The 17,020-nt window shown below is 72.8% G+C and carries 15 protein-coding genes; 11 read left to right on the top strand and 4 right to left on the bottom strand.

Annotated elements, in window-relative coordinates:
- Position 1: 1 nt before the first annotated feature.
- From ligD (CRP29_RS12405) to CRP29_RS12385, 5 genes are read left to right on the top strand one after another with little or no spacing between them, the layout of a single operon-like run.
- Positions 2 to 1,489 (top strand): non-homologous end-joining DNA ligase, encoded by a 1,488-nt coding sequence (gene ligD, locus CRP29_RS12405; protein ID WP_097195330.1) that lies wholly within the window; start codon positions 2 to 4, stop codon positions 1,487 to 1,489.
- Positions 1,486 to 2,412 carry a non-homologous end-joining DNA ligase gene (gene ligD, locus CRP29_RS12400; RefSeq protein ID WP_097195329.1) on the top strand — a complete coding sequence of 309 codons (927 nt, stop codon included), beginning with the start codon at positions 1,486 to 1,488 and terminating at the stop codon, positions 2,410 to 2,412. The genes ligD (CRP29_RS12405) and ligD (CRP29_RS12400) overlap by 4 nt, the downstream gene beginning before the upstream one ends.
- A gap of 48 nt (positions 2,413 to 2,460) precedes the next feature.
- Positions 2,461 to 3,336, top strand: coding sequence for a formyltetrahydrofolate deformylase (purU, locus tag CRP29_RS12395; RefSeq protein ID WP_097195328.1), 876 nt, complete (start codon positions 2,461 to 2,463; stop codon positions 3,334 to 3,336).
- A gap of 53 nt (positions 3,337 to 3,389) precedes the next feature.
- Positions 3,390 to 3,845 (top strand): Fur family transcriptional regulator, encoded by a 456-nt coding sequence (locus CRP29_RS12390; RefSeq protein WP_097195327.1) that lies wholly within the window; start codon positions 3,390 to 3,392, stop codon positions 3,843 to 3,845.
- Complete coding sequence (locus tag CRP29_RS12385) at positions 3,842 to 5,509, top strand: catalase (RefSeq protein ID WP_097195326.1); 1,668 nt, start codon at positions 3,842 to 3,844, stop codon at positions 5,507 to 5,509. Before CRP29_RS12390 ends, CRP29_RS12385 begins: the two co-directional genes overlap by 4 nt.
- Before the next feature lie 56 nt (positions 5,510 to 5,565).
- Here CRP29_RS12385 and pabB read toward each other — a convergent pair whose 3' ends face one another.
- The 3 genes from pabB to CRP29_RS12370 form a co-directional block, all read right to left on the bottom strand.
- Positions 5,566 to 7,362: an aminodeoxychorismate synthase component I gene (gene pabB, locus CRP29_RS12380; RefSeq protein ID WP_245852756.1), complete on the bottom strand. Its 1,797-nt coding sequence runs from the start codon at positions 7,360 to 7,362 to the stop codon at positions 5,566 to 5,568.
- A complete protein-coding gene (locus CRP29_RS12375) occupies positions 7,349 to 8,311 on the bottom strand; it encodes a proteasome assembly chaperone family protein (RefSeq protein ID WP_097195325.1) in 963 nt (320 codons plus the stop codon). Before CRP29_RS12375 ends, pabB begins: the two co-directional genes overlap by 14 nt.
- An 86-nt stretch (positions 8,312 to 8,397) precedes the next feature.
- Positions 8,398 to 9,744, bottom strand: a complete 1,347-nt coding sequence (locus CRP29_RS12370) for an AI-2E family transporter (protein ID WP_097195324.1) — start codon at positions 9,742 to 9,744, stop codon at positions 8,398 to 8,400.
- A 77-nt stretch (positions 9,745 to 9,821) separates the two neighbouring features.
- On the opposite strand from CRP29_RS12370, the gene CRP29_RS12365 reads away from it, so the two are divergent.
- From CRP29_RS12365 to CRP29_RS12350, 4 genes are all read left to right on the top strand, one after another.
- Positions 9,822 to 10,289: a PPOX class F420-dependent oxidoreductase gene (locus CRP29_RS12365; RefSeq protein ID WP_097195323.1), complete on the top strand. Its 468-nt coding sequence runs from the start codon at positions 9,822 to 9,824 to the stop codon at positions 10,287 to 10,289.
- Between the two features lie 23 nt (positions 10,290 to 10,312).
- Complete coding sequence (locus CRP29_RS12360; RefSeq protein WP_097195322.1) at positions 10,313 to 10,864, top strand: hypothetical protein; 552 nt, start codon at positions 10,313 to 10,315, stop codon at positions 10,862 to 10,864.
- 49 nt (positions 10,865 to 10,913) lie between these two features.
- On the top strand, positions 10,914 to 11,498 hold the full coding sequence (locus CRP29_RS12355) for an RNA polymerase sigma factor (RefSeq protein ID WP_097195321.1): 585 nt from the start codon (positions 10,914 to 10,916) through the stop codon (positions 11,496 to 11,498).
- A gap of 154 nt (positions 11,499 to 11,652) precedes the next feature.
- Positions 11,653 to 12,198 (top strand): hypothetical protein, encoded by a 546-nt coding sequence (locus tag CRP29_RS12350; protein ID WP_097195320.1) that lies wholly within the window; start codon positions 11,653 to 11,655, stop codon positions 12,196 to 12,198.
- 132 nt (positions 12,199 to 12,330) lie between these two features.
- On the opposite strand, the gene CRP29_RS12345 is transcribed toward CRP29_RS12350, so the two are convergent.
- A complete protein-coding gene (locus tag CRP29_RS12345) occupies positions 12,331 to 13,644 on the bottom strand; it encodes an acyl-CoA dehydrogenase family protein (RefSeq protein WP_097195319.1) in 1,314 nt (437 codons plus the stop codon).
- 181 nt (positions 13,645 to 13,825) lie between these two features.
- Between CRP29_RS12345 and CRP29_RS12340 the strand changes: the two genes are divergently transcribed.
- Together CRP29_RS12340 and CRP29_RS12335 are read left to right on the top strand one after the other, a co-directional pair.
- Positions 13,826 to 15,103: a PucR family transcriptional regulator gene (locus tag CRP29_RS12340; RefSeq protein ID WP_141437120.1), complete on the top strand. Its 1,278-nt coding sequence runs from the start codon at positions 13,826 to 13,828 to the stop codon at positions 15,101 to 15,103.
- 257 nt (positions 15,104 to 15,360) lie between these two features.
- Positions 15,361 to 16,959: an ABC transporter substrate-binding protein gene (locus CRP29_RS12335; protein WP_097195317.1), complete on the top strand. Its 1,599-nt coding sequence runs from the start codon at positions 15,361 to 15,363 to the stop codon at positions 16,957 to 16,959.
- The last annotated feature ends 61 nt before the right edge of the window (positions 16,960 to 17,020 follow it).

Genomic DNA, 17,020 nt, shown 5'->3' with positions numbered 1-17,020 from the left:
CGTGCCCGCCCGCCCGAGCGGCCGGCCGGACGACCCGCTCGCCGAGTACCGCGCCAAGCGCGACCCGGCGCGGACGGCCGAACCCGTGCCGCCCTCAGGGCAGCCGCTGCCGGCGGGCGACGGCGACACCTTCGTCGTGCACGAGCACCACACCCCGCGAGGGCGGGCCGGCGAGCGGGTGCACTGGGACCTGCGGCTGGAGCGCGACGGCGTCCTGAAGAGCTGGGCGGTACCCAAGGGGCCGCCGACCGAGCAGGGGCCGAGGCGGCTCGCCGTCCCCACCGAGGACCACCCGCTGGAGTACGCCTCCTTCTCCGGCACGATCTCGGCCGGCGAGTACGGCGGCGGCGAGGTCAGCATCTGGGACGCCGGGCGCTACGCGACGGAGAAGTGGGACGACGACCACATCACCGTCACCTTCGACGGCCGGCGCCTGGTCGGCCGCTACGTCATCTACCGGCTGACCGACGGCACCTGGAACGTCCGCAAGCTCGACACATCCCCCCGGGACACGGAGCCGTCGGCGGAGCCCACCCCCGCGCCGCTGCCCATGCTCGCGACCGCGGGCAGCCTGCCGCCGCCCGAGGAGGACGACCGCTGGGGCTACGAGTTCAAGTGGGACGGCGTCCGTGCCATGGCAGCGGTGCACGGCGGAACGCTGGTGCTCACCTCGCGGAAGGGCACCGGGATCACCGTCCGCTATCCGGAGGTGGGCCGGCTGCCCGCCGCCTTGGCCGGCCACGACGCGGTGGTCGACGGCGAGATCGTGCTGATGGACGCCGACGGGCGCCCGGACTTCGGCGCGCTGCAGAACCGGATGCACCGCACCGGCCCCGAGGTGCCGCGGCTGGCCGCCGCCCGCCCGGTCAGCTTCCTGGTCTTCGACCTGCTGTCCTGGGACGGCGAGGACCTCTCGAACCGCCCGTACGCCGAGCGCCGTGCCCGGCTCGACGCCCTCGGCCTCGCCGGGCAGCGCTGGGTGGCGACGCCCTGGTTCTCCGGCGGCGGCGAGGGCGTGCTGGCCGCGAGCGAGGAGAACGGGCTCGAGGGCGTCGTCGCCAAGCGCCTGGATTCCGTGTACCGACCGGGGGTGCGCAGCCCCGACTGGCGCAAGCTGAAGAACGTCCGCACCCAGGCCGTCGTCGTCGGAGGGTGGCGGCCGGGGCAGGGCCGGCGGGCCGGCGGCATCGGCTCGCTGCTGATCGGGGTGCCCGACGACGAGGGCCGGCTGGTCTACGTCGGTCACGTGGGGACCGGCTTCCGCGACCAGGACCTCCGCGACCTGCAGGGCGGGTTCACGCCGCGGTCGACCTCGCCCTTCGACGGCACGTTGCCGCGCGAGGTCACGAAGGACGTGCACTGGGTCGAGCCCGACCTCGTCGGCGAGGTCGCGTTCGCGGTGTGGACGGCGGACAACCGGCTGCGGCACCCGTCCTGGAAGGGCGTGCGGGACGACCTGGAGCCCGACGACGTGGTGGTCGAGCCGTGAGCAAGCAGCGGGTGGAGATCGACGGCCGGACGCTGGCGGTGTCCAACCTGGAGAAGGTGCTCTTCCCCGAGGTGGGGTTCACCAAGGCGCAGGTCATCGACTACTACGTGCGCATCGCGCCGGTGCTGCTGCCGCACCTGGCCGGCCGGCCGGTCACCTTCACCCGCTGGCCCGACGGCGTCGAGGGCCAGACGTTCTTCGAGAAGAACAGCGCCCGGCACGCGCCGGAGTGGGTCCGCCGGGTGACGATCCCCAGCCCCGGCAGCACGCGCGGCCGGGAGACGCTCGACATGGTGCTGCTGGAGTCGACCGCCGACCTCGCCTGGGCGGCCAACCTCGCCGCCCTCGAGGTGCACGTGCCCCAGTGGCGGGTCGACGACGACGGGCAGCCGGCGCTGCCCGACCTGCTCGTGCTCGACCTCGATCCCGGGCCGGAGACCGGCATCGCCGAGTGCTGCGCGGTTGCCGAGCGGCTCGGCCAGCGGCTGGAGGCCGACGGGCTGGACCCGGTGGTCAAGACGTCGGGCTCCAAGGGCATGCAGGTGTACGCGCCCATCGAGGCCCCGGCCGACCGCGAGCACCCGAGCCGGTACGCGAAGCTGCTGGCCCAGGAGCTCTCCGCCGAGACGCCCGACGATGTCGTCTGGCGGATGGAGAAGGCGCTGCGCCCGGGCAAGGTGCTCATCGACTGGAGCCAGAACAACCCGGCCAAGACCACCGTGGCGCCCTACTCGCTGCGCGCCCGGCCCGGCGCGACGGTGTCCACGCCGGTCGGGTGGGACGAGGTCGACGCGGTGCGGGACGGCTCGCTGGACCCGGCGGAGCTGCGGTTCACCACCGACGACGTCCTGGCCCGGGTCGAGCAGTACGGCGACCTCTTCGACGTCGCCGGCGCCACCCGCGCGCCGCTGCCGGAGGCGTGACCCCCCTGGGTGAGGGCGGAAATGGCCGTTTCTGCCACGCTTGCCGGCATGTCCACCACGCCCGATCCCAGCACCGACGACCTCGGGCGGCTGGTCGTCCGCTGCCCTGACCGGCCCGGGATCGTGCACCTGCTCAGCGGGCTGCTCACCGAGCTCGGCGCCAACATCACCGACTCCCAGCAGCACTCGTCGGACCCCAGCGGCGGCACCTTCACGCTGCGGCTGGAGTTCGTTCTGGCCGGGCTGGCGTCCCGCCGGGCCGAGCTCGAGGCCCGGCTGGCCGCGGTGGCGGGGGAGTGGGAGCTGACCTGGCGGCTCACCGAGGCCGCGCACCGGCCGACCGTCGCGGTGTTCGTCAGCCGCGCCGACCACGTGCTGCAGGAGCTGATCTACCGGGTGCGCGCCGGCGACCTGCGGGCCGACATCGTCGCGGTGCTCTCCAACCACCCCGACCTGGCGCCGGTCGCCGCCGCCGCCGGCATCCCGTTCCACCACGTCCCGGTGACGCCGGCGACGAAGGCCGACGCCGAGGCGCGGGCGCTGGAGCTGATCGGCGACGTCGACCTGGTCGTCCTGGCCCGGTACATGCAGATCGTGTCGGCCGACTTCTGCAGCCGGTTCCCGGAGCGGCTGATCAACATCCACCACAGCTTCCTGCCGGCGTTCGTCGGCGCGAACCCCTACCAGGCGGCGCACGACCGCGGCGTCAAGCTGATCGGGGCGACGGCGCACTACGTGACCCCCGAGCTCGACGCCGGCCCGATCATCGAGCAGGAGGTCGCCCGCGTCGACCACCGCGCCACGGTCGAGGACATGCGCCGCGTCGGCCGCTACGTCGAGCGGCAGGTGCTGGCCCAGGCCGTGACCTGGCACGTGGAGGACCGCGTCATCGTCGAGGGCCCGCGCACCATCGTCTTCGCCTGAGGCTCTCACCCTTGATTTGACTCGTTCAAAACAAGGGGGTTGAGTGGGACCCGATGGAGACGACCTGGACGCACCGGCTGCGGGAGGCGGGGCTGCGCGTCACCCGGCCCCGGCTGTCGGTGCTCGACGTCCTCTCCGCACACCCCCACGCCGATGCCGACACGATCGTCACCGGCGCCCGGGCCCAGCACCCGACGCTGTCCCCCCAGACCGTGTACGGCGTGCTCGAGGCCCTGGTCTCCGTGGGGCTCGCCCGGCGGATCGAGCCCGCCGGCGCGCCCGCGCTCTTCGAGTTGCGGGTGGGCGACAACCACCACCACCTGGTCTGCCGTTCGTGCGGCGCGGTCGCCGACGTCGACTGCGCCGTCGGCGCCGCCCCGTGCCTGAGCCCCTCGGACACGGCCGGCTTCGTCGTCGACGAGGCCGAGGTCGTGTTCTGGGGGCTGTGTCGCCGCTGCCACGGACAGGCAGCAGAAGAGTCCGAAACAGTAGGAGGAGCATCCACATGACCGATGTCGCATCGCAGGGACCGGCTCCGAGCGAGGCCGACCGCGCCGTCCTGACCAACCGTCAGGGCCACCCGGTCTACGACAACCAGAACCAGCGGACGGTGGGCGCACGCGGCCCGGCCACCCTGGAGAACTACCAGTTCCTCGAGAAGATCAGCCACTTCGACCGGGAGCGCATCCCGGAGCGCGTCGTGCACGCCCGTGGCGCCACCGCGTTCGGCGTCTTCGTCGCCGACGGCACCGTCGGCGACGAGCCCATCAGCAGGTACACCCGCGCCAAGCTCTTCCAGGAGAAGGGCAAGGAGACCGAGGTCGCCCTGCGCTTCTCCACCGTGGCCGGTGGCCGGGACTCCTCCGAGGCGGCGCGCGACCCGCGCGGCTTCGCGGTGAAGTTCTACACCGAGGACGGCAACTGGGACCTCGTCGGCAACAACCTCGGTGTCTTCTTCATCCGGGACGCGATCAAGTTCCCCGACTTCATCCACTCGCAGAAGCCGGACCCGGTGAACTTCGACCGGCAGGTCGCCAACCGGGTCTTCGACTTCTGGTCGCAGTCGCCCGAGGCGATGCACATGATCACCCTCGTCCTCGGCCCGCGCGGCATCCCCGCCAGCTACCGGAACATGCAGGGCTTCGGCGTCAACACCTACAAGTGGGTCAACGCCCAGGGCGAGACCGTGCTGGTCAAGTACCACTGGCTGCCCCAGCAGGCCGTGAAGTCCTGGACCGCGGAGGATGCCGAGATCGCCCAGGGCAAGGACCTGGGCGTCCACACGAAGGACCTCTACGAGGCCATCGAGCGCGGCGAGTACCCGTCCTGGGACCTGCACGTGCAGATCATGAGCGACGACGAGCACCCCGAGCTCGACTTCGACCCGCTCGACGACACCAAGACGTGGCCGGAGAACGACTTCCCGCTGCGCAAGGTCGGCACGATGACGCTGAACCGCGCCCCGGAGAACTTCTTCGACGAGAGCGAGCAGATCGCCTTCGGCACCGGCGTGCTGGTCGACGGGCTGGACTTCTCCGACGACAAGATGCTCGTCGGCCGGACGTTCTCCTACTCCGACACCCAGCGCTACCGCGTCGGCCCGAACTACCTCCAGCTGCCGGTGAACTCGGCCAAGAACGCGAAGGTCCACACCAACCAGCGCGACGGGCAGATGTCCTACGGCGTCGACCTCGCCCCGGGCCAGAACCCGCACGTGAACTACGAGCCCTCGATCACCGGCGGGCTCCGCGAGGCCGAGTACCCGACGCACGACGAGCAGGGGCCGGTCATCACCGGCCGGGTCACCCGCAAGCGGATCCCGCGCACCGACGACTACACGCAGGCCGGCCAGCGCTACCTGCTGTCGGAGCAGTGGGAGAAGGACGAGCTGGTCGCCAACCTGATCGACGGCCTCTCCCAGTGCGACCGGCCGATCCAGGAGCGGATGATCTGGCACCTGTTCATGGCCGAGGACGAGCTCGGCCAGCGCGTCGGCGACGGCATCGGCATCTCCGCCGACGACGTCCGCGGCCTGGCGCCGCTGCAGACGCAGACCCTCACCGAGGCCGAGCTGCAGCGCGCGGCCAACCTCGGCAAGAACGGCCCGCGGGACGTGACCGGCCTGGTCATGACCCACTGCGTGCCGAACGAGCGGGACGTCCTCGCGACGTAGGCAGCACCGCACACCGCGGCAGGCCGCGACCGGGATCCGGTCGCGGCCTGTTGCCGTTACAGCAGTTCCGCACTCCTCCAGCCGCGCAGGGAGTTGACGACGGCGAGGCCCTCGGCCGCGGTCAGGTCCGCCGGGGTGAGCCGGCGCTCGTGCAGCACGCCCTCGTCGACCAGCCGGCCGCGCTCGACGCCGGGCAGGCATCCGGCCGAGACCGGCGGGGTCCACCAGCGCCCGTCGAGGCGGACGGCCAGATTCGCGATGGTCGTCTCGGTCACCTCGCCGCGGGAGGAGACGAGGACGACGTCGTCGGCGTCGGGCCACCGGGCCGCCCGCTCTCCGTACACGGTCCGCCGGGTCGTCTTGTGCCGCAGCCAGACGTCGTCGGCGTCCACGGGGACGTCGTCGACGGCCAGCCGCACGGGACCGGTGGCCGGCACCGGCGGCGGCCCGGTCTGGACCTCCAGCTCACCGCCGCGTCGCAGGACGAGGCGCACGCGCGCCGGGCCCGGTTCGGCGGCCACCTCGGCCAGGCGTCGGCGGGCGACGGCGAGGTCGAGCGGGAAGCCGGCCCAGGTGGCGGAGCCGGCCAGCCGGGCCAGGTGCCGCTCCAGGTTGCGCAGCCCGCCGCCGGGCGTCCGGGCCATCGTCTCCAGCAGCGCGAACTCCTCGTAGGGCTCGGTGAGGATCGCGGCCTTCGCCAGCAGTTCGTCGTGCTCGGCGGCGGCGTCCGAGGCCCAGGTGATGCCCCCGCCGGTGCCGTAGACGGCGATCCCGGTGGCCCGCTCCACGGTGACGGTCCGGATCGCCACCGAGAAGCGGGCGCGGAAGGCCTGCCCGGGCGGCGCGACCACGCCGATCGCGCCGCAGTAGACCCCGCGTGGCTCGGGCTCGAGCTCCCGGATCAGCTCCATCGCCCGCTGCTTCGGGGCGCCGGTCACCGAGCCCGAGGGGAACAGGGCGCGGAACACCTCGACCAGCCCGACGTCCGGCCGGGGCCGCGCGGTGACGTCGGAGGTGAGCTGCCAGACCGTCTCGTAGCGCTCGGCGCGGAACAGCGTGGGCACCTCGACGCTGCCCACCTCGGCGATCCGGCCCAGGTCGTTGCGCAGCAGGTCGACGATCATCAGGTTCTCGGCGCGCTCCTTGTCGCTGGCCAGCAGCGCCCGGCGCGCGACGTCGTCCTCGGCGGGCGTGGCGCCCCGGCGCGCGGTGCCCTTCATCGGGCGGGTGCGCAGCAGGTCGCCGGTCCAGTCGAGGAAGAGCTCGGGGCTGGCGCTGACGACGACGTGGCTGCCGACATCGAGGTAGGCCGCCCAGGAGCCGCGCTGCCGGTGGGCCAGATCGGCGTAGAGCTGCTCGAGGTCGCCGGTCACCGGAGCGTGCATCCGCACCGTCAGGTTCAGCTGGTAGGCGTCCCCGGCGGCGATCGAGGCCCGGACGGGGCCGACGGCGTCCCGGTGGCCCTCCGGCGTCCAGCCGCGCCGCCAGGGGCCCGCCGTGTAGTCGCGCGCCCGGCCCGGCGGAGGACCGATCGGCGGGGGAGTGGTCACCTCGCCGGTCAGCCCGAAGACCGCCAGGGGCAGCGTCTCGCCCGGGGGCCGGCGCGGGACCGCGAGGCCCGGGTCGAGGCCGACCGCGGCCTCGTACGCCAGGTAGCCGAAGGCCCACGCCCCGCCGGCGGTCGCCCGCTCGACCTCGGCGAGGAGAGGAGCCACCTCGGCCGGTTCGCGGGCGACCAGCACCCGGTCCGCGCGCGGGAAGGCGAGGGCGGAACCGGCGACGAGGTCGTCGAACCGGCCGGATACCCGGTCGGTCAGCCCGGAGTCGTCCAGGGCCGGGTCACTCGCCGCCACGGGGGTGCTTGCGGTCCTGGTCGGCCAGGAACCGCTCGAACTCCGCGCCGATCTCCTCCGCCGTCGGCACCGCGCCCTCGGTGCTCAGCAGGTCGCTGTTCTCGCGGGCGGTGGTGAAGGCGTCGTACTGCTGCTCGAGGGCCGCCACGACCGCGGTGTTCTCCGTCGACCGGGCGATCTGCTCGTCGACCTCCGTGCGGTGGGCCTCGGCGGCCTCGCGCAGCGACTCGGTCGGCACGTGCAGCCCGGTGAGCTGCTCCAGGTGCTCCACGAGCGTGAGCGAGGCGGCCGGGTACGTGGCCTGGGAGAGGTAGTGCGGCACGTGCGCAGCCACCCCGAGCGCGTCGACGCCGGCCTCGCCGAGCCGGATCTCCAGGAGCGCGGCGACGCTGCCCGGGATCCGCATCTCGCCCCAGTAGACGGGGTACTGCGCGATCAGCGCGCGGCGCGTGGCGTGCGCGGTGACGGTGACCGGCCGGGTGTGCGGCACGGGCATGGGGATGGCCTGCAGCGCGAGCACCGAGGTGACCCCGAGCCGCTCGACGAGCTGGATGACGGCGGCGACGAAGCGCTCCCACTGGTAGTCCGGCTCCGCGCCGTGCAGCAGCAGGAACGGCGTCCCCGCGTCGTCCTCGACGGCGTAGAGCTGGATCTGCGGTGCCAGGAAGGTCTCGTAGCGGTCGCCGCTGAAGGTGATCCGTGGCCGGTGGGCCCGGTAGTCCACCAGCGCGTCGGCGTCGAAGCGGGCGATCACCTCGTGCGGCAGCCCCGCGAGCAGGTGCGAGCCGGCCATCGCGCCCGCGGAGGCGGCGTCGAAGTCGCCGGCGACGTCGTGCACGAGCACCAGCCCCTGGCGGCGGGCCGGGTCACCGGCCACCGCCTCCTCGCGGGCGAGGAAGCGATCCGCCCCGGGGAGGAGCTCGACGAGGTCCTCGGGTCGCTGGGTCACGGGTGGTCCTCTCGACGGAAAACGACGGCTTGCTGGTGCAGCCCTGCGGCGCCCCGGCACATTCCCGGGACGCCTCCCCACGGGGGTCAGGCGGAGGTGGCGGACCCGGTCGGGATCTCGGCGTCCGGCGGCGCCGGCTCGTCCTGCAGCTGCGTGCCGTGCTGATCGCCCTCGAGCCTGGCACGCGTGCCGTCGCCGGTGACCTCGGGATGTCGCCCGTCCAGCTCGTCACGGACGTACCGGTAGACGACGGCGATGAGCGCGGTCACCGGGACGGCGAGGAAGGCGCCGATGATCCCGGAGAGGCTGCTGCCCGCGGTGACCGCCAGGATCACCACGCCGGCGTGCAGGTTGAACCCGCGCCCCTGGATGATCGGCTGCAGCACGTTGCCCTCGATCTGCTGCACCAGCAGCACGATGCCGAAGATGATCAGGGCGGTGGTGAGGCCCTCGTCGACGAGGGCGATGAGGACGGCGAACGCGCCGGCGACGAAGGCACCGATGATCGGGATGAAGGCGCCGAAGAAGGTCAGCACGGCCAGCGGCAGGATCAGCGGCACATCGAAGATCCACAGGCCGATGCCGATGAAGAACGCGTCGATGAAGCCGACCAGCGCCTGCTGGCGGATGAACTCCGACAGGGTCGACCAGGTCTTGTTCGACAGCGCGGCCACGTGCCGGCCCGCCCGCGGGCCCGTCTGCGCGGCCAGCCACGGGACCCAGCGGGTGCCGTCCTTGAGGAAGAAGAAGCAGAGGACGAGCGCCAGGACCAGGTTGATCAGCCCGTTGCCGACGGCGGAGACCCCGGTCACCGCGTAGCCCGCGATGTTCTGCGCGTTGCCCTGGATCGAGTTGATCGCGGAGTCGACGGCGTCCCCGAGCTGGTCCTCGCCCAGGTTGAACGGCGGGCCGGTCAGCCACTCCTGCACGTCCTGCAGACCGGCGGTCGCCTGGTCGGCCAGTTCCACGACCTGGTCGGCGACCGACGGGGCGATCGCGGCGATGAGCCCGCCGAACGCGCCGAGGAAGACGATGACCACGAGGCCGGCCGCCAGCGCCGGCGGCCAGCCGTGCCTGCGCAGGAATCGCACGGGCGGCCAGAGCACCGTGGCGATGAGCAGGCCGAGGACGACCGGCAGCAGGATCACCCAGAGCTTGCCCAGCACGTACCCGAGGAGGACGAGCGCGGCCGCGATGAGCAGGAACTGCGCGGCGGCGGTGGCCAGGACGCGTGACGCGGCCTGCAGGCGTGCGCCGCGGCCGTGGTCCGGGGCTGGCGCCTGGGTCTCCGGCGCACCGGTGACGGCGTCGGTGACCGGCGCGGCCGTGACCCCCGACGAGTGCGGATGGGGACGCGGCGGCTCGGTCGCGGTCCCGACCGGGGCGGAGTCGCCTCGAGGCGCGAACTTGAGAGTGGGCAGACGCAACCTCATGGCAGTGATCACAGCACACGCGGCCCGTCCCGACCGGCCGGACGGCGTTCGTCACACCCGCGTCGTAGCGTCGGGTCATGCCGAGGACCGCCACTGCCGACCGTGTCGACCGCGATGCCCTCCTGGAGTTCCTCCGACCCCGCCACAAGGCGGTGCTGCTGACCCGGCGCCGCGAGGCGGGGGTGCAGCTCTCGCCCGTGACCTGCGGGGTGGACGGCGAGGGGCGCATCGTCGTCTCCACCTATCCGCAGCGGGCGAAGGTCGCCAACGCCCGCCGGACGTCGACGGTGTCGCTGTGCGTGCTGTCCGACGACTTCGACGGGCCCTGGGTCCAGGTCGACGGCGAGGCCGAGGTGCTCGACCTGCCCGAGGCGCTGGAGCCGCTGGTCGACTACTACCGCGCCATCAGCGGGGAGCACCCGGACTGGGACGAGTACCGCGCGGCGATGGTCCGGCAGGGCAAGTCGCTGCTGCGGATCACGCCGACGGGCTGGGGGCCGATCGCCACGGGCGGCTTCCCGCCAGACGTCGTCGACAAGCTCTGAGGCTTGCTCGCTAGCATCCTCCGGTGCTCTTCTCGGCGTCGGTCGCCATTGCCGTCCTGCCCTTGTTGCTCTTCTTCCGGTCCTTCGCCCAGTACAGGAGCCGCTGCACGAGCCGCTGGGGATGTGTCGTCCAGGAATCGGCTGTCATCGCGGTCATGGTCGTCGCCATGGGGCTGGCGGCTCTCGCGGCCGTATGGGCCGAGGAGCTGTCGCGAGTCACGCTCGTGGGAGTCGTGAGCGCGGCCGGCATCGCCGCGACGGTCGGTGGCGCGGTCGTCGCGACGTCCGTACTTCGACTCGCAGATACGTCCTGGCCGCACGCCGAAGTCGGCATGGCGCACCAAGGAGAACTCGTCGGCGCAGCATGGCTGGGTCCGATGGAGCGCCTCGTCACCTACGCATGCTTGTGCTTCTCCTGGCCCGAGGGGGTAGCGGCTCTGCTGTTGCTGAAGAGCTGGGGGCGACAGGAGGATCTGAAGAAGCCCGTAGCCGGTCCTCGCTTCATGATCGGGACCTTGGCCAGCCTCTTGTGGGCCGCTGCGGCGGCGGGGGTCGTATGGGCTGCCCGGACGTGAGGACCCCGCATCGGGACGGTCGGATCCCGCAGCGATCTAGGTTCGTTGCGTGCCCTTCGTCCTGACTGTCGACCAGCGAGCGAGTCGACGTGGTCCCGACCGTGTCGATGAGGCCTTGCTGGGGCTGCAGGGCGCGGACGTACTGCTGCCGTTCGAACGGACCGCCGGCGACGAGTTCCAGGGCCTGCTCGACGACCCCGCCGTCGTCGTCGGCGTCGTCCTGGACCTGCTGCGCGAGGGCGCCTGGAGCGTCGGCGTCGGCGCCGGTCCGGTGCAGACCCCCCTGCCGGCCAGCACCCGGGCCGCCTCGGGGGCCGCCTTCCTCGCGGCGAGACGCGCGGTCGAGGCGGCCAAGCAGCGGTCGGCACGCGTCGCGGTGCGCGGGGCCGCCGTGACCGACGCCGAGGACGCGCAAGCGGTGCTGAGCGCCCTGGCCGCCCTCGTCGAGCGGCGCAGCCCGCAGGCGTGGGAGGCCATCGGCCTGGTCGAGGAGGGGCGGACGCAGGCGGAGGCCGCCGCCGCGCTGGGCATCTCGCGGCAGGCGGTCGGCCAGCGGCTGGCCGCGGGGCTCTGGGAGCTGGAGCGCGAGCTGCGCCCGGCCGCCGCCCGGCTGCTCGGGCGGGCAGCGGGATGAACCCCGGCGACACGGGGCCGCGGACCTGGCCCGCGTCGGGGGTCGCTGACCGACCTGGCGAGCTCCTGCCGCCCGCCTGACCGGCCGCCACGCCGAGCGGGGGAGCCCGGAGACGGCCACAATGGCCCGGAGTCCGTCGTCGTCAGGAGGCACCGTGCCCGAGTCGTCCACCGGGGCAGCCCCGCGCCACCCCGAGCTGCTCGGCGTCTACTGCAACGACCACCTGGCCGCCGCGACCGGCGGCATCGAGCTGGTCAGCCGGATGATCGGCCGCTGGCGCGGCACCCCGTACGAGCAGCCGCTCGAGCAACTGCTCGACGAGCTGCGCGAGGAGCGCGCCGGCCTGCGCACGACGATGGCCGCACTGGGCGTGCCGGTCCGCCAGTACAAGCAGCTGGCGACCTGGGTCGGCGAGAAGCTGTCGCGCGCCAAGCTCAACGGCCGGCTGCTCTCCCGCTCGCCGCTGAGCGACGTCATCGAGTTCGAGTTCATCGCCACCGCGGTCCTCGCCAAGCGCGCGGGCTTCGAGACCCTGCGGGAGGTCGCGGAAGTGGACACCCGGATCGACGCCGATCTCTTCGAGCGGCTGATCGACCAGGCCGACGAGCAGCACACGTGGCTCGCCGAGGCCCGCCGCGAGGTGGCCGCCGACGTGTTCGGCGGGCGGCCGCAGGCCGCCAGCGACGCCGCCGACACCTGAGCCGGCGAGGCCCGGGCGGTCCGGCCCCGGAACGCACGGAGGCCCGGAACGCACGGAGGCCCGGAACGCACGGAGGCCCGTGGTCCACCCCCGAGAGGGCGGGCCACGGGCCTCCGTGCTGGTGCGGTGTGCCTACTGCGACTGGGTGCCCGTCCGCAGCGAGCGGAACGGGACGTCCTTCGACGCGTCGGGCTCGCGGGGGAGACCCAGCACCCGCTCACCGATGATGTTGTGCTGGACCTCGTCGGACCCGCCGTAGATCGAGGGCGCGGGCGCACCGAGGAACTGCAGGGCGAGCGCGCCGTTGAGCGGACCATCCTCGCCGGCGAGCATCCCCGAGGGGCCGGCGATCTCCATGCCGACGTCGCGCGACATGCGGGTGATGCGCGAGACCATCAGCTTGCCCAGCGACGCCTCGGGGCCGGGGCGGCCGCCGGCCTCGACCGCGGCACGCGCACGGAGCGTGTTCCAGCGGTTGAGCGAGGTCAGCGCGTGCACCCGGGCGATGCCCTGCCGCACGGACGGGTCCTGGTCGCGGCCCATGGACTTGGCCATCTTGGCCAGCGCCTCGCCGTTGCGGACCATCATCATGGCCGGCACGCGACCGCCGGTGGCCGCGCGCTTCTGCGAGTCGACGAACTCCCCGACGGACTGCTCGAGGAGCTTCGCCGAGCGGCGACCGCCGGGAGCCGACAGCGGGAACCCGAGGGACCCGCCACCGCCGAGGCCGACGCGCTCGTTGGCCAGCGTCGTCCGGGCCACGTTCCAGCCGTTGTTCAGGCCACCGATGATGTTGTCGGCGCTGACGCGGGCGTCGGTGAGGAAGACCTCGGCGAAGTGCGCCTCGCCGGTGATCTGGCGCAGCGGGCGCACCTCGATGCCCGGCTGGTCCATCTCGATGGCGAAGTACGTGATGCCGGCGTGCTTGACGGCGTCGGGGTCGGTGCGGGCGATGAGCATGCCCACGTCCGAGCCCATGGCACCCGAGGTCCACACCTTCTGGCCGTTGACGACGTACTCGTCACCGTCCAGCTCGGCGCGCGTCTGCAGCGCGGCGAGGTCGGAACCCGCACCCGGCTCGCTGAACAGCTGGCACCAGGCGTCCTCGCCGACCAGGATCCGCCGGACGTAGGCGGACCGCTGCTCGTCGGTGCCGTGCGAGATGATCGTCGGCGCGGCGAGCATGCGGGACAGGCCCGGCGGCGGCCCGACGGCGTTGATCTTCTTGAACTCGTCGTAGGCGACGGCGGCCAGGTCGTTGGTCAGACCCTTGCCGAACCACTGCGCGGGCCACTGCGGCACCGCCCAGCCGGAGTCAGCCAGGACGCCCAGCCAGTCCTTGAGGGATGCGGAGGGATCCCAGTGCTCGTCGATGAAAGCCTTGACGGCGCTGCGGACCTGACTCGGGGTGTCCAGTTGCTCGGCCGTGGTGGTCTCGGTAGCCATACGCACTCCTTCGGGCGCTCGGGTCTCCCGAACCTAGTGCTCCCCTGGAAAAGTGCAAGGCTCTAACTAATTGTTCTGCTCGACGACCACACCAGCACCGGCGCAGCGAACGCCGTCCGGAACACTCGGGGGGACATCGCCGCGCTCGCCCGCCCGTCGGGCGCAGACCACCGGAGGCGCAGTGCCCGAGCCGTTCCAGCCCGACCAGGCGCGGACGTGCCCGCCCTGCCGTCCCGGTGACGGGGGCGCGGGGCGGACGTCGGTGCTCGGCGAGGTCGCCGCGGAACTGCTGGACGGCGGCCTCGACGCGCTCGCGGCGGAGGTGGTCCAGCAGCTCCGGACGGCGGAGAAGGCGTACCGGCGGCTCGACGCCGTCGTGCTGCTCGCCGAGGTGGGCGTGCTGCTCGACGCCACCCTGGGCCGACTCGCCGGCGAGACCCCGTCGGCGGATGCCTCCGCCACCGAGGTCGTGGCGCTGGGGCGGCGTCGCGCCGAGCAGAACGTGCCGCTGGCCGTCGCGCTGCGCGGTCTCCGCTCGGTGACGGCGGCCGTGTGGCGTGCGGTCGCAGAGCGCGCTGCCGCACGCCCGGCCGAGGAGATGGCCGCCTGCCTGCAGGAGTCGGTCGCTCTCTGGGCGGTGCTCGACGAGCAGGCCGGCGCGCTCGCCCGCGGTCACGATGCCGGGCTGACCGCACTGCTGGACGCGGACCGCGAGCGGCGGCGCGTCCTGCTCGACGCCCTGGTGGACGGGCGGCTGGGGGAGTGGTCCCGGCTCGGCGGAAGTCTCGTCCGGCTCGGGCTGCCCGAGGAGGGCCCCTACGTGGCGGTCTCGGCGGAGCCGGTGGCGGCCGGCGCGCCCGCGTTGCCCGGCGTCGAGGAGTTCCTGGCCGGCCACGGTGTGCGCTCCGCCTGGCGGACGACCGCCGACGGCACGGTGGGCATCGTCGCGATCGGGGAGTGGCGGACCGTCACCTCCATCCGCGAGCTGCTCGGCGCCCTGGCGACCGGCCGGGTCGGGCTGAGCCGCTCCTACGACGACGCGCTCCAGACCTCCGCGGCGGTGGCGCGGGCCATGGTGGCCCGCCGCTGCCTCCCGGCGGGGGCGGTCGGGGTGACGGCCATCGACGACGATCCGGTGGCCGCGCTGCTCGCGTCGTCGGTCGAGACCTCCACGGAGGTCTCCCGCCTGCTCCTCGGCGCGGTGATGGAGCTGCCCGACGTCGAGCAGCAGACCCTGCTCGCCACGCTGGCCACCTGGCTGGCGACCAACGGCAACTCGACCGAGACCGGCCGGCTGCTCTTCTGCCACCGGAACACGGTGCGCAACCGCCTGGCCCGCCTCGAGCAGCTGAGCGGCCAGTCGCTGGAGGATCCGCGCAGCGTGGCGCGGCTGTTCGTCGCGGTCGAGGCGCTCCGCCTGCTGGACCCGTCCGTGCTGGGCGACGCCGGCAGCTCCTGAGGCCCGTTGTGCGGTCCGCATAACGGAACCCCTCGTGACAGTGGCAGCACGACTAGTGACGCCCCTCACTGTGATGGAGGACACTTCGCCCAGCGCGAAGAGCGCTCACGCACTGGGGCCGGCCCGTTCCGGGCCGTCCGCCGTGCCGGCAGGTAACACGTCGAGGGGTGGACACATTGCGCGGACATTCGCACTGGGCGGGACGGTGGCGCCGGACAGGACGGGCCGTCGCTTCCGCAGGGATCGTCGGGCTGCTCATGGCGACAGCGGCCTGCGGTTCTGACGGTGGGGACAGCGGCAGCGGCGAGGAGGGCGCGGTCGTCGACGCCTCGGACGCCGGTGACCCGGTCGACGGTGGCGAGATCACCGTGGGCCTGGAGGCCGAGACCAACAGCTGGTTGCCCGGAACGGCCAACTTCGGCAACCCCGGTTACAACGTCGCCTACGCCATCTACGACCCGCTGATGAAGCGGACCTCCGAAGGCTCTCCCGAGCCCTACCTGGCCGAGTCGATGGAGCCGAACGAGGACCTCACGGTCTGGACGCTCACGCTGCGCCCGGACGTGCAGTTCCACGACGGCACGCCGCTGAACGGCGAGGCCCTGAAGACCATCTGGGACACCTACCTCAAGGCGCCCGGGTCCAGGCTCGCGGCCGACCTCGCCGACGTGACGTCCCTGGACGTCGTCGACGAGCTCACGGTCACCTACACGTTGAAGGCGCCGAACGCGGCCTTCCCCGACCTGCTCACCGACCCGGCCGGCTGGCCCTTCTCGCCCACGGCTGCAGCGCAGTTCGGCGAGGAGGCCGGCTCGAACCCCGTCGGCACCGGTCCCTTCAAGTTCGTCAGCTGGCAGCGGGACAGCCAGCTGATCGTCGAGAAGAACGAGAACTACTGGCAGCCGGGGCTGCCGCACCTCGACAAGATCACCTTCCGGCCGATCCCCGACGAGGACACCCGACTGGCGAGCCTGCAGAGCGGTGACATCGACGCCCTGCAGTCGCTGCGGCAGAGCACGGTGGCGCGGGCCCGCGAGGTCGACGGCGTGGACAACTACGAGTTCCTCGGCAACAACACCGGTGGTTCGAACATCAACACCGGCAAGGCGCCGTTCGACGACCTGCGGGTGCGCAAGGCCATGGCCCTCGCCCTGGACCAGGACGCGCTCATCGAGGTCCTGGGTGGCACCGGGCTCACCCCGCCGTCCACCCAGTTCTTCGGACCCAACGACCCGTACTACTCGGAGAAGGTCGCCGACGAGTGGCCGACGAACGACCCCGAGGAGGCCCAGAAGCTGTACGACGAGTACAAGAACGACCCGGCGCGCAGCGACGGCAAGGCGGTCGGCGAGGACATCTCCTTCACCTACACCTGCCCGCCGGACCCGAGCCTGAACGAGCTCTCCCAGCTGTACCAGTCGTTCTGGAACGCGCTGGGCATGCAGGTCGAGCTGGAGCAGGTGGAGCAGTCGGCCTACACCCAGCAGGTCATCGCCGGGGACTACGACGCCGGGTGCACCCGGCACGGCGCCGCCCGTGACCCGTACTACGTGTTCTTCCGGTCCTTCACCCCCGGCATCCCGAACGTCACCAAGTTCACCGACCCGGTGATCGACGAGAACCTGGCGATCATGCGCACCACGACGGACGTCGAGGAGCGCAAGGCCGCCGCCGAGGCGATCAGCATGGTGCTGGCCGAGCAGGTGCCCGTCACGTACACCGGCGGCACGCTGACGGTCATCGCGGTGCGGGACGTCGTGAAGAACGTCGACGGCTGGGTCTTCCCTGACGGCGCCGAGGGCAACGGCACGCCCGACGCCACGGCCATGTGGGGCCACGTCTGGACGACCGAGTAACCGCCTGACACACCACGGCGGTCCGGGCGGAACCTCGCCCGGGCCGCCCTGGCGTGCGCGG

The organism is Blastococcus aggregatus (genome assembly GCF_900221005.1).
Taxonomy (GTDB): Bacteria; Actinomycetota; Actinomycetes; order Mycobacteriales; family Geodermatophilaceae; genus Blastococcus; species Blastococcus aggregatus.
Note: the sequence above shows the minus strand (reverse complement) of the source record. Positions and strands in the feature narration are given on the sequence as shown.

Excerpts from the sequence above, each read along its gene's own strand:
- purU (WP_097195328.1), top strand. The coding sequence starts at position 2,461 with ATGTCCACCACGCCCGATCCCAGCACCGACGACCTCGGGCGGCTGGTC.
- CRP29_RS12390 (WP_097195327.1), top strand. The coding sequence starts at position 3,390 with ATGGAGACGACCTGGACGCACCGGCTGCGGGAGGCGGGGCTGCGCGTC.
- CRP29_RS12385 (WP_097195326.1), top strand. The coding sequence starts at position 3,842 with ATGACCGATGTCGCATCGCAGGGACCGGCTCCGAGCGAGGCCGACCGC.
- CRP29_RS12370 (WP_097195324.1), bottom strand. The coding sequence starts at position 9,744 with ATGAGGTTGCGTCTGCCCACTCTCAAGTTCGCGCCTCGAGGCGACTCC.
- CRP29_RS12365 (WP_097195323.1), top strand. The coding sequence starts at position 9,822 with ATGCCGAGGACCGCCACTGCCGACCGTGTCGACCGCGATGCCCTCCTG.
- CRP29_RS12345 (WP_097195319.1), bottom strand. The coding sequence starts at position 13,644 with ATGGCTACCGAGACCACCACGGCCGAGCAACTGGACACCCCGAGTCAG.
- CRP29_RS12335 (WP_097195317.1), top strand. The coding sequence starts at position 15,361 with ATGGCGACAGCGGCCTGCGGTTCTGACGGTGGGGACAGCGGCAGCGGC.